Here is a 12,120-nt window from a genome sequence, read left to right as displayed (position 1 = left end):
GGCCGTGAAGGGCGCCGTGACACCGCCGTACGCACCCGTCAGCACCATCCGCGAGGAGCCCGCATGAGCACGCCGTACGAGGCCGTGGAGCCCCGACCGCCGCACCACCGGGTGGACGGCGCCCCCGGCCTGCCGCCGCTGATCCTCGGGCCGAGCCTGGGCACCTCGCTCGCCGTGTGGGACCCGCAGGTCCCCGCCCTCGCCCGCGGCCACCGCGTCATCCGCTGGGACCTGCCCGGGCACGGCGGCAGCCCCGCCTCGCTGCTCCCGGAGGACGGCGCGGTCGAGGACCTGGCCCGCTCGGTGCTCGCCCTCGCCGACGCGCTCGGCGCCGACCGCTTCGCCTACGCCGGCGTCTCCCTCGGCGGGGCCGTGGGGACCTGGCTCGCGATCCACCACCCCGAACGGGTCGCCGCGCTCGCGATCGTGTGCTCCTCCGCCGACTTCGGCGACCCGGACGGCTGGCGGGAACGCGCTGCCCTGGTCAGGGCGAAGGGCACGGGACCCGTCGCCGACACCGCGGCCACCCGCTGGTTCACCCCGGAGTTCGCCGGTGACCCCGCCGTCGGCGCCCTCCTGGACGACCTGCGCGCCGCCGACCCGGAGGCGTACGCGACCCTCTGCGACGCCCTCGCCGCCTACGACGTACGCGCCGACCTGCCCCGGATCACCGCGCCCACCCTCGTCGTCGCGGGCCGCGGCGACCCGGCGACCCCGGTCGCGGACGCCCGTGTCCTCGCCGACGGCATCCCGGGCGCGAGCCTCACCGAGGTGGCGCACGCCGCCCACCTGGCCGGCGTCGAGCGTCCGGCCCCCGTCCTCGCGGCGCTCCTGCAGCACTTCGCCACCGAGCCGGCCGCCGACGACGGCGCCCGCCACACCGAGGGCATGGCCGTCCGCCGTGCCGTGCTCGGTGACGCGCACGTCGACCGGGCGATCGCCCGCACCACCGCCTTCACCGCCCCCTTCCAGGACTTCATCACCCGCTACGCATGGGGCGAGATCTGGACCCGGCCGGGCCTGAGCCGCAGGACCCGCAGCTGCATCACCCTCACCGCGCTGGTGGCCCACGGCCACCTCGACGAGCTGGCGATGCACGTGCGCGCCGCGCGGCACAACGGCCTGACCTGGGAGGAGATCCAGGAGGTCCTGCTCCAGTCCGCCGTCTACTGCGGCGTTCCCGCGGCCAACGCCGCGTTCGCCGTGGCGAACCGCATCCTCGAGGAAGAAGAGGAGTAGGAGAACACATGCAGCAACACACCACCGTCGGCATCGTCGGCGCCGGCCCCGCGGGCCTCCTGCTGGCCCGTCTGCTCCATCGCTCCGGCATCGACTGCGTCGTCCTGGAGAGCCGCGACCGCGACTACGTCGAGCAGCGCCAGCGCGCCGGGATCCTGGAACAGGGCACGGTCGACGTGCTCCGCTCGTCGGGCGCGGGCGCGCGCCTGGACCGCGAGGGCCTGGTCCACGACGGCATCGAGCTGCGCTGGGACCGCCGCTCCCACCGCCTGGACTTCCCGGCCCTCACCGGTGGCCGGCGCGTGTGGGTCTACGCCCAGACCGAGGTCGTCAAGGACCTGATCGCCCTCCAGCTCCAGGACGGGGCGCCGCTGCTGTTCGGCGCCCATGTGCACGCGGTCGAGGGGGCGGACACGGACCACCCGGTGGTCCGCTACCGCCACGAGGGCCGGGAGAAGACCCTCACCTGCGACTACGTCGTCGGCTGCGACGGCTTCCACGGCGTGACGCGCGCGGCGGTCCCGGAGCACGCCCGGCGGACATACGAGCGGGTGTACCCCTTCTCGTGGCTGGGGATCCTCGCCGACGTCGCGCCGTCCTGCGAGGAGTTGATCTACGCCCACTCGCCCCGCGGCTTCGCGCTGCACAGCATGCGCTCCCCCCAGGTCAGCCGGCTCTACCTGCAGGTGCCGGGCGGCACCGATCCCGCCGACTGGTCCGACGAGCGGATCTGGGACGAACTGGACGCCCGCTTCGCCGTCGACGGGGACTGGAAGCTGGAGCGCGGCCCCATCACCTCCAAGGCCGTGCTGCCGATGCGCAGCTTCGTGACCGAGCCGATGCGCTGGGGCCGCGTGCTGCTCGCCGGCGACGCCGCGCACATCGTGCCGCCGACCGGCGCCAAGGGCCTCAACCTGGCCGCCGCCGACGTCATCGTCCTGGCCCGTGCCCTCGCCGACCTGGCGGAGACCGGTTCCACCGCCCTGCTCGACGCCTACTCCGACACCTGCCTGCGGCGGGTGTGGCGTGCCGAGCACTTCTCCTGGTTCATGACCACGACCCTGCACACCGACCCGGCGCAGAGCGACTTCGACACCCGGCTGCAGATCTCCCAGCTCGACCGGATCGCCGCCTCCCCGCACGCGGCGGCCGAACTCGCCGAGAACTACGCGGGCCTGGAGATCGGCTAGCCGGAGCCGGACCTCGTGGGCCTTGCCTCATGTGGCGCCCCGGCGGCCGCAACCACATCGCGCGGGCTTACGGTGAGACGTATGGAAGGCAACGGCACGCCGGTCGGCCGGCGCGTGGTACTCGGGATGCTCGGGCTGGGCGCCCTGGGGGTGACGTTCGGCAGCCGCGTGCAGGACGGCCTGGACTCGGCGCTCTCCCAGGTGGCGGGGAAGGACCCCACCGGGCTCAGCGGACTGCTCCCCGGGGGCGGCGGCTTCCGCATCTACAACGTGGCGGACTCCGTTCCCCACCGGGACGCGACCGACTACCGCCTCACCGTCTCCGGCCTCGTCGACCGGAAGGCCACCCACACCCTGGCCGACCTGCGGGCGATGCCGCAGACCAGGATGGTGCGCGACGTGCAGTGCGTGACCGGGTGGCGCGTGCCGGGCACGCCCTTCGAGGGGGTGCGGCTGTCCCACCTCCTCGACCTTGCGGGCGTGCAGGACGGTGCCGGTGCCGTGCGCTTCACCTGCTTCGACGGGGTCTACAGCGAGAGCCTCACCCTCGAACAGGCCCGCAGGGACGACGTCCTGGTCGCCCTGCGGATGCAGGACAAGCCGGTGACCACGGCCCACGGCGGCCCCGTGCGGCTCTACGTGGCGCCGATGTACTTCTACAAGTCCGCCAAGTGGCTCTCGGGCATCGAGGTCACCCAGGACGTGCGGCCCGGCTACTGGGAGCACTACGGCTACGACGTCGACGCCTGGGTCGGCCGCTCGAACGGACGCCACGATGACCCCACGTCCTGAGACCGTGCGCCGCTTCACCCGCGGCGAGCGCTGGGTGCACCGCAGCACGGCCGCCCTGATGCTGGTCTGCCTCTTCACGGCGGCGGCCCTCTACCTGCCCCCGCTCGCCGAACTCGTCGGCCGCAGGCGGCTGGTGGTCACCGTGCACGAATGGTCCGGCATCGCCCTGCCGCTGCCCGCCCTCGCGGGCCTCGCCTCCCGCGCCTTCCGGCGCGACCTGCGGCTGCTCAACCGGTTCGCCCCGTACGACCGGGACTGGCTGCGGGACGCGCTGCGCCGCGTGCCCCACGACCTGCGTGTGGCGGGGAAGTTCAACGCCGGGCAGAAGCTGTACGCGTCCTTCGCCGCGGGCGCGGTGCTCGTCATGCTCGGCACCGGGCTGCTGATGATGTTCCCGCACCTGAGCGGCTTGGTGTGGCGTACCGGCGCGACCTTCGTCCACGACTGGCTGGCCCTGGCGGTGGCCGTGGTGGTCGCGGGACACCTGTGGATGGCGGCCAACGACCCGCAGGCGCGGCTGGGGATGCGCACCGGGTTCGTCACGCCGCAATGGGCGCGCCGTCACCATCCGCGGTGGGAGCGTACGGAGTCCGGGGAGCCCCGGGAGCACGGCGGGTCCGGGGAGCACGGGGACCGGCCGCGCACGCCCGCCGCCTGACGTCCCGTAGGGGCGGACGGGCGGCCCGCGGGCTCAGCGGGTCAGTGAACCAGACAACGGTGTCAGCCTCTTGACGTGCCGTCGACGTCCACCGTCGGCGGCATGTCGTCATGTTCATGCAAGTTTTGCCGTCCGGCATCTACTCGCATAGACCCCTGGGGCCCCATTCTGGCTTCGCACGCCAGTACCACCTGTTCGGTTCCGCATCCGGTTGCACCGCCATGCCCGCGCGTCACACCGCGCCCGTCAGTGACTGGAGTCCCCATGCGCCGAATCACGACCGGCTTCGCCGCCACCGCGGTCGCCGCCGTCGCCACCGTCGTCTTCACCGTCCCCGCCCAGGCCGCCCCCGCCGACAAGGCCCAGGTGCTCGCCGGTTGGACCCAGACCAGCGCCTCGAGCTACAACGCCTGGTGGTCCGCCCGCGGCAACCAGGGGGCCTGGGCGGCCTACGGCTTCGACTGGTCCACCGACTACTGCAGCAGCTCCCCGGACAACCCCTTCGGCTTCCCGTTCCAGAACTCCTGCGCCCGGCACGACTTCGGCTACCGCAACTACAAGGCGATGGGCTCCTTCTCCGCCAACAAGAGCCGCCTCGACAGTGCCTTCTACGAGGACCTCAAGCGCATCTGCGCCGGCTACGGCGGCGCCACCGCGACCGCCTGCAACAGCACCGCCTGGACCTACTACCAGGCGGTCAAGGCCTTCGGCTGACCCGTACGCCGAGCGGCCCGGCACCGGTCGTTCCGGTGCCGGGCCGCTTCGCGGAGCCGGGTCAGGCGACCGTACCGGACTTGGCGATCTCGATGCGGGCGCTGGTCGCGCCGGTGCGCGAGCCGAGCGACTCGATCTTCTTGACGATGTCCATGCCGTCGACGACCTCGCCGAAGACCACGTGCTTGCCGTCGAGCCAGTCGGTGACGATCGTGGTGATGAAGAACTGCGAGCCGTTGGTGTTCGGGCCCGCGTTGGCCATGGAGAGCTGGCCGGGCTTGGTGTGCTTGAGCTGGAAGTTCTCGTCGGCGAACTTCTCACCGTAGATGCTCTTGCCACCGGTGCCGTTGCCGGCGGTGAAGTCGCCTCCCTGGAGCATGAAGTCGGGGATCACGCGGTGGAAGTGCGAACCCTCGAAACCGAAGCCGTGCTCGCCGGTGGCGAGCTCACGGAAGTTCCGCGCGGTCTTGGGGACCACGTCGTCGAACAGGGTGAACACGATCCGTCCGGCGGGCTCGCCGTCGATCGTGATGTCGAAGAACACGTCGTTGCTGTTCATGCGCCCATTTTCGCATCCATGACGCCCGGCCTCCGACGCGCCCCGCGGAAACGCGCTTGACGGGTGACCCGGCCGGACACCAGCATCCGGGGCATGCCCGAACCCGTGACCTTGGAAGGCAAGCACGTCCGCCTGGAGCCGCTGAGCGACGCCCACGCGGACGGGCTGCTGCGCGCCGCCGACGAATCCCGCGACACGTACGCCTACACAAAGGTGCCGGCCGACCGCGAGGCGATGGCGCGCTACGTCGAGGAGGCCCTCCAGGACCAGGCGACCGGGGCCGCGCTCCCCTTCGCCGTGCGGGACGTCCAGAGGGACGCCCTCATCGGCTCCACGCGGTTCCTCGATCTCGACCACTGGACGGCCACCCCGGCCTGGCCCGCCGGCCGCTCGGTGCCCCGCAGCGGCGCGGTGCCCACCGTCGCCGAGATCGGCAGCACCTGGCTCGCCGCCTCCGCCCAGCGCACCCCCTGCAACACCGAGGCGAAGCTGCTGCTGCTCACCCACGCGTTCGACGTGTGGGACGTGTTGCGCGTCACCCTGAAGACGGACGCGCGCAACGCGCGCTCCCGTGCGGCGATCGAGCGCATCGGCGGCCGCTTCGAGGGCATCCGCCGCGCCCACACCCTCGCCGTGGACGGCACCGTCCGCGACAGCGCGTACTACTCCATCCTCGCCGGCGAGTGGCCGGGCGTCCGCGGCGCGCTGGAAGCCCGTCTCGCCTGAGCCGGGCGCCGACGCGACCGGGCCGGCCCCCGCGGGGCCGGCCCGGTCCTGTGCGTGGGGCGGTCGTTACGGGACGCGGACGCCCGCCTCCGCCGAGAGGCGGTCGATCTCGGCGAGCTCTTCCGCGGTGAGCGGGCCCGCGTCCAGGGCGGCGAGGTTCTGGTCGAGCTGGGCGACGCTGCTCGCGCCGATGAGGACGGAGACGACCCGCGGGTCGCGCAGCACCCAGCTCAGGGCCAGCTGCGCCAGGGTCTGGCCGCGCTCGCCGGCGAGCTTGTTGAGGGCGTGCAGGAAGGTGAGCTTCCGCTCGGTCAGGGCGTCGCGCTTGAGGAAGTGGCCGAGCGCCATCCGCGAATCGGCCGGCACGCCCTCGAGGTAGCGGTCGGTGAGCTGGCCCTGGGCGAGCGGCGAGTACGCGATGAGCGCGGTGCCGGTGTCGCCGACGGCGTCGAGGACGCCGGCCTCCGGGTCGCGCTGGAGGATGCTGTAGGCGGCCTGGTGGATCAGCAGCGGGGTGCCCAGCTCGCGCAGGATCTCCGTCGCCCGGCGGTGCGCCTCGGCGGGGTAGTTGGAGATGCCGGCGTACAGGGCCTTGCCCTGGCGGACCGCGGAGTCCAGGGCGCCCATGGTCTCCTCCAGGGGCGTGTCCGGGTCGAAGCGGTGCGAGTAGAAGACGTCCACGTGGTCCAGGCCCATGCGGCCCAGCGACTGGTCCAGCGACGAGAGCAGGTACTTGCGGCTGCCCCACTCGCCGTACGGTCCCGGCCACATGTCGTACCCGGCCTTGGTCGCGATGAAGAGCTCGTCGCGGTACGGGCGGAAGTCCTGGGCGAAGAGGGTGCCGAAGTTGGCCTCGGCCGAGCCGGCGGGCGGGCCGTAGTTGTTGGCCAGGTCGATGTGGACCACGCCACGGTCGACGGCGCGGCGCAGCACCGCGCGCTGGTTCTCCAGCGGCGAGGTGTCGCCGAAGTTGTGCCACAGGCCCAGGGACACGACGGGCAGCAGCACCCCGCTGCGCCCGGTCCTGCGGTATTCCATCGAGGCGTAGCGGTCGTCGGCGGCGAGGTAGGGCACGCGAGGGCTCCCGGGCGATGTAAGAAAATGTGCGGGATTGGGAGGCTACCGTCGCCCAATCGGCGCTGTCACGTCCGTTTTCCGGACGGCGGCCGTCGTGCACGTCCCCTTCCCGCCCCACCGGAGGGGTGGTTGTGGCGCACGCCACACAACGGACCGCCCCGGAGCGGCCCGTCCGGGAATCGCGGACCCTCCTCGGCGGTTGGATCCGGGGGGCGTTCCTCCGGGGGGACCTCAGGACGGCGCGGTCCGGGGCGGGTTGGACCGGAACACGTCCTGCCTTATCCGGCATTAAGCCGCCTAACCGGACATATGCGTCCACAGTGCATGCGTAGGGAATCGATGCGTGATGGGTGTCACGCGCCGAACACGCAGCGGAGGCCGCGGGCGACGCAGCGTCGAATTTTCCCACCGGATTTCACCGGGTGATGTCGCGCAATTACCGTGGGCCAGTTTTCCGCCTACACAGAGCGGACACTTCTCACGTAAAGTCACAGAAGCGAATGATCGACTTGCGGTCCGCCGGGGGGCGTGATTCCGGTCCTTGCTCCGGGACGATTCCGTCGTTTAGCTTCCAGATCTCGCAGGACAAATTCCTGCGAGATTCTTCCGGGTAGAACGCCTAGTCCTGCCGCTGCCCGGACGCCGGATGACAAGACCGCACGGCAGGAGCGGGGGACCCAGGTAGTTTGCCGTTCCCGTTGGTCTCGGGACGGCTAGGGGTGAAGTCGCAGCGACATGCCTTTATTTGGCATGCCCCATTGCGGCCGGGCATCTCCAGCCCGAACCCGACAGCTTACCTCGCAGGCGTCGGAGAGGAATTCGGCATGCCCGGTAAGGGAAAGCACCGTCGTCCGCGGAACACCCGCATCACCCGTATCAGCGCGCTGGCCGGCACCACCGGCGCAGCCGTGGCGCTCCCGATCGTCGGCGCCACCGGTGCCCACGCCGCTCCCGTGAGCGTCTGGGACAAGGTCGCGGCCTGCGAGAGCACCAACAACTGGTCCATCAACACCGGTAACGGCTTCTACGGCGGCCTGCAGTTCACCCAGAGCACCTGGGCCGGCTTCGGCGGCACGAAGTACGCCCCGCGCGCCGACCTCGCGACCAAGGCGGAGCAGATCGCCGTCGCGGAGAAGGTCCTCGCGACCCAGGGTCCGCAGGCCTGGCCCGTGTGCGGTCCCAAGGCCGGTCTGACGAAGGCCATGGCCAACCCGTCGGCCACCCCGGAGAGCGTCTCCGGCACCGCCGCGAAGCCGGCCGCCAAGCCCGCCGCCCCCGCCAAGAAGGCCGAGGCGCCGAAGGCCGCCACCGCCAAGCCGAAGAGCACCGGCGGCTCCTACAAGGTCGCCGGCGGCGACACCCTCTCCAAGATCGCCAACGCCCAGTCGGTCGAGGGCGGCTGGCAGAAGCTGTACGCGAACAACGAGTCGGTCATCGGCGGCGACCCGAACCTGATCTACCCGGGCCAGGTCCTGTCCCTGGGCGAGAAGGCCGCCGCCAAGAGCGCGCCCAAGGCCGCGAAGGCCGCCCCGGCCGCCAAGCCGGCCGCCGCCAAGGCCGCCAGCACCTCCGGCTACACCGCCCCGCTCGACCACGTCACCCTGGGCACCGCCTACCACCAGGCCGGTGCCATGTGGTCCAAGGGCTACCACACCGGTGTCGACTTCATCGCCTCGACCGGCACCAAGGTGAAGTCGATCGCCGGCGGCACCGTGGTCTCCGCGGGCTGGGGCGGTTCGTACGGCAACCAGGTCGTCGTCAAGCACGCCGACGGCCGGTACTCGCAGTACGCCCACCTGTCCTCGCTGTCGGTCTCGGCCGGTCAGACGGTCTCCGCCGGTCAGCAGCTGGGCCTGTCGGGCGCCACCGGCAACGTGACCGGTCCGCACCTGCACTTCGAGGTGCGCTCCACTCCCGACTTCGGCTCCGACATGGACCCGCTGGCGTACCTGCGCGCCCACGGCGTCAACGTCTGATCGAACTGATCCACCGTCATCCGGCAGTAGGCTGTGCCCTGTTCCCCGCTTGTGGGGAACAGGGCACATGCCTTTGGTCTGTGACCGAAAACGGATCGAATATTTCCATTTCTTGTGTCCTCTCGAACGGTCGATCAGTAGCCTCTCTCGCACATGGTCGTGTCCACGACCACGCATCCTGATCGCCGACGAGCTGGAGCCGTTGATGGAGCGTCCTGCCTGGGCCCCCCAGGGGATCGATCTTTCCGTGCCGAGCGTGTCCCGCATCTACGACTACTACCTGGGCGGCTCGCACAACTTCGAGGTCGACCGGGAGGCGGGACGGCGGGCCATCGAGGCCTTTCCGGGGCTGCCGAAGATCATGCAGGCCAACCGGGCGTTCATGCGCAGGGCCGTGCGTTACTCCGTCGACCAGGGCATCACCCAGTTCCTCGACATCGGCTCCGGCATCCCCACCTTCGGCAACGTCCACGAGGTCGCCCAGGCCGCCAGTCCCGGCGCACACGTCGTCTACGTCGACCACGACCCGGTCGCCGTCGCCCACAGCCGTGCCGTGCTGGAGGGCCACGAGAACGCCGCCATCGTCGCCGCCGACCTGCGCTCGCCCCGTGACATCCTGGACAGCGCGCAGGTGCGCGGGCTCATCGACCTGGAGCGCCCGGTCGCGCTGCTGCTTGTCGCGGTCCTGCACTTCCTCGAGGACGCCGACGAGCCGGCCAAGGCCGTGGCCGAACTGCGCGACGCCATCGCCCCCGGCAGCCTGCTGGTCGTCACCCACGCCTCGGTCGAGGGAGGCCCGCGCAGACCCGAGGAGGGGGAGCGGGTCGAAAACGTCTACCGCAGCGCGAGCTCGCCGCTGATCATGCGGTCACGGGCCGAGGTCGAGCGCTTCTTCGACGGCTTCGACCTCGTCGAACCCGGCCTGGTCTCCGCGCCGTTGTGGCGCCCCGACGGCGCGGACGACGACGAGCTCGACCCGGTCGTCTTCAGCGGGTACGCGGGCGTCGGCCGCAAGGCGTGACCGTGAGCAGGGAGCCCGGCCCGGAGCCGGAGCCCGCCGACAGCCTGCGGCGCTTCGCGATCATCTGGAGCCGGGCGATCTACCCGGCCACCGCCACCTCCATGACACGCGGCGAGTTCGAGGAGTACCTGCTCCCGCTCGCCGCGCGTCTGGACGCCACGCTGCGCGCGCAGCCCTTCGACCCCCGCCCGGCCGCGGAGGTCGGCGCCGCGCTCGTGGCCGCGCACTGCACCGACCCCGAGGCGCTGCCCCGCATCCTCGACGTCGTCGACGCCTACCTGCTGCTGTACTGCCCGCCCGGCCCCGCCCTGTTCCCCGAGGACGGCCGCACCCGCTGCAACCGCCTCCAGCACTGGGTGGCCGCCGGGTACGCCCGCGCCCTGCAGGAACGCACGCGGACCGAGCAGGAGGCCCTCTCCAAGGCGGCGCTGGCCGCCCGGGCCGCCACCGAGCAGGCCCTGCACGAGAGCGAGGTCCGTTTCCGGGCGGTCTTCCAGGACGCGTCCATAGGCATCGGCATCGCCGACATGGACGGCCGCATCCTGGACGTCAACGCCGCCCTCACCACCATGTTCGGCGGCCTGGAACGCCACATCCGCAGCAGGAACGTCTACGACTGGGCGCACCCCGACGACGCCCCCGAGGTCTGGGAGATGCAGCGCCAGCTCAACCGGGGCGAGCGCGACCACTACCGCATCGAGAAGGCCTACTACCGGCCCGACGGCACCGCGCTGTGGACCAACCTGACGGTCTCCCTGCTGCGCGACGCCGGCGGGACCCCGCAGTACATGCTCGCGCTGATGGAGGACATCACCGAGGAGCGCCTGCTCAGCGAGCGGCTCCGGCACGAGGCGACCCACGACGCGCTCACCGGCCTGGCCAACCGCAACCTCTTCTTCGAGCGCCTGGAGCAGACGCTGAACGGCCCCGAGGGCGTGGGCGTCGGCGTCTGCTACCTCGACCTGGACGGCTTCAAGGACGTCAACGACAGCCTCGGCCACGCCATCGGCGACCGGCTCCTGGTCGCCGTCGCCGAACGCCTCCAGGCCTGCGTCAGCTCGCCCGACCAGCTCGTGGCCCGCATCGGCGGCGACGAGTTCGCCGCACTGGTCGTCAACCCCGCCAGCCGCGCGGACATCACCGGCCTCGCCGACCTGATCCTGGCCGCGCTGGCCGACCCGATCCGGGTGGACGGCCGCGAGCTGTCCGTACGGTGCAGCATCGGCATCGTCGAGGGCCAGGCCGGCTCCCTGGGCCCCGCCGAGGTGCTGCGCAGCGCCGACATCACGATGTACCGGGCCAAGGCCGCGGGCGGGAACCGCTTCGAGCTGGCCGACCCCGACTCCGACGCGCGCGCCATCACCCGGCACGGGCTGACCAACCGGCTGCCGACGGCCCTGGAGCGCGGCGAGTTCTTCATCGAGTACCAGCCGCTGGTACGGCTCGGCGACGGCAGCGTCCGCGGCGCCGAGGCACTGGTGCGCTGGTGCCATCCGGTGCACGGGATCCTCGGTCCCGACCAGTTCATCCCGCTCGCCGAGAGCACCGGGCTGATCGTGCCGCTCGGCCACTGGGTGCTGCAGCAGGCCGCCTGGCAGGCCCGGGACTGGCAGTTCCCGCGCAGCGACGGCCACCCGCTGCGGATCAACGTCAACCTCTCCCCGGCCCAGCTCGGCCACCCCGGCCTCGTCCCGGAGACCCTCGCGGTGATCAAGGACGCCGGGCTGGAGCCGACCGCGCTGTGCCTGGAGGTCACCGAGAGCGCCTTCATCGGCGCCGACGAGGAACTGCTGCGCCCGTTGCGGGAGTTCGCCGAACTCGGCATGGCCATCGCCCTCGACGACTTCGGCACCGGCTACTCCAACCTCGCCTCCCTGCGCCGGCTGCCCATCACCACGCTCAAGCTCGACCGCTCCTTCACGCGCGGGATGCAGCAGCAGCAGGCCGACCCGGTGGACGTGAAGATCGTGGAGATCGTCGTCGACCTGGCGCACACCCTCGGGCTGTCGGTGACGGTGGAGGGCGTCGAGACCGGCACCCAGGCCGAGCACCTGCGCGCGCTGGGCTGCGACACCGCGCAGGGCTGGTACTACGCGAGGCCCGGCCCGCCCGACCGCCTCCACTCGCTCTCGCTGGTCGACACCACGCCCTGAGCACAGGGGCGGGGG

General features: G+C 71.8%; 11 protein-coding genes and 1 riboswitch. Of the genes, 9 read left to right on the top strand and 2 right to left on the bottom strand.

Annotation, left to right across the window (positions count from 1 at the left end; genetic code table 11):
- Positions 1-63 precede the first annotated feature (63 nt).
- From pcaC to OG937_07595, 5 genes are all read left to right on the top strand, one after another.
- Positions 64-1,239 carry a 4-carboxymuconolactone decarboxylase gene (gene pcaC, locus OG937_07615; GenBank protein ID WUD71567.1) on the top strand — a complete coding sequence of 392 codons (1,176 nt, stop codon included), beginning with the start codon at positions 64-66 and terminating at the stop codon, positions 1,237-1,239.
- An 8-nt stretch (positions 1,240-1,247) separates the two neighbouring features.
- Positions 1,248-2,429: a 4-hydroxybenzoate 3-monooxygenase gene (locus OG937_07610; protein WUD71566.1), complete on the top strand. Its 1,182-nt coding sequence runs from the start codon at positions 1,248-1,250 to the stop codon at positions 2,427-2,429.
- An 81-nt stretch (positions 2,430-2,510) separates the two neighbouring features.
- Positions 2,511-3,221: a molybdopterin-dependent oxidoreductase gene (locus OG937_07605; protein WUD71565.1), complete on the top strand. Its 711-nt coding sequence runs from the start codon at positions 2,511-2,513 to the stop codon at positions 3,219-3,221.
- Entirely contained in the window at positions 3,205-3,879 is a 675-nt protein-coding gene (locus OG937_07600) for a cytochrome b/b6 domain-containing protein (GenBank protein WUD71564.1), read from the top strand. Before OG937_07605 ends, OG937_07600 begins: the two co-directional genes overlap by 17 nt.
- A gap of 264 nt (positions 3,880-4,143) precedes the next feature.
- Positions 4,144-4,593 carry a phospholipase gene (locus tag OG937_07595; protein WUD71563.1) on the top strand — a complete coding sequence of 150 codons (450 nt, stop codon included), beginning with the start codon at positions 4,144-4,146 and terminating at the stop codon, positions 4,591-4,593.
- A gap of 61 nt (positions 4,594-4,654) precedes the next feature.
- On the opposite strand, the gene OG937_07590 is transcribed toward OG937_07595, so the two are convergent.
- Entirely contained in the window at positions 4,655-5,152 is a 498-nt protein-coding gene (locus OG937_07590; protein WUD71562.1) for a peptidylprolyl isomerase, read from the bottom strand.
- A gap of 93 nt (positions 5,153-5,245) precedes the next feature.
- Between OG937_07590 and OG937_07585 the strand changes: the two genes are divergently transcribed.
- Positions 5,246-5,878, top strand: coding sequence for a GNAT family N-acetyltransferase (locus tag OG937_07585; GenBank protein WUD71561.1), 633 nt, complete (start codon positions 5,246-5,248; stop codon positions 5,876-5,878).
- Between the two features lie 66 nt (positions 5,879-5,944).
- Here OG937_07585 and OG937_07580 read toward each other — a convergent pair whose 3' ends face one another.
- Positions 5,945-6,952: an aldo/keto reductase gene (locus OG937_07580; protein ID WUD71560.1), complete on the bottom strand. Its 1,008-nt coding sequence runs from the start codon at positions 6,950-6,952 to the stop codon at positions 5,945-5,947.
- A 633-nt stretch (positions 6,953-7,585) separates the two neighbouring features.
- A riboswitch (cyclic di-AMP (ydaO/yuaA leader) is annotated at positions 7,586-7,775 on the top strand.
- 4 nt (positions 7,776-7,779) lie between these two features.
- Between OG937_07580 and OG937_07575 the strand changes: the two genes are divergently transcribed.
- The 3 genes from OG937_07575 to OG937_07565 all read left to right on the top strand — a co-directional run bounded on the left by OG937_07575 (position 7,780) and on the right by OG937_07565 (position 12,105).
- A complete protein-coding gene (locus OG937_07575; protein WUD71559.1) occupies positions 7,780-8,931 on the top strand; it encodes a transglycosylase family protein in 1,152 nt (383 codons plus the stop codon).
- Positions 8,932-9,136: 205 nt separating this feature from the next.
- Positions 9,137-9,952, top strand: coding sequence for an SAM-dependent methyltransferase (locus OG937_07570; GenBank protein WUD71558.1), 816 nt, complete (start codon positions 9,137-9,139; stop codon positions 9,950-9,952).
- 2 nt (positions 9,953-9,954) lie between these two features.
- Entirely contained in the window at positions 9,955-12,105 is a 2,151-nt protein-coding gene (locus tag OG937_07565) for an EAL domain-containing protein (GenBank protein WUD71557.1), read from the top strand.
- The last annotated feature ends 15 nt before the right edge of the window (positions 12,106-12,120 follow it).

This window comes from Streptomyces sp. NBC_00510, from assembly GCA_036013505.1.
In the GTDB taxonomy this organism is placed as follows: Bacteria; Actinomycetota; Actinomycetes; order Streptomycetales; family Streptomycetaceae; genus Actinacidiphila.
This window is presented reverse-complemented; position numbering and strand designations above follow the sequence as displayed.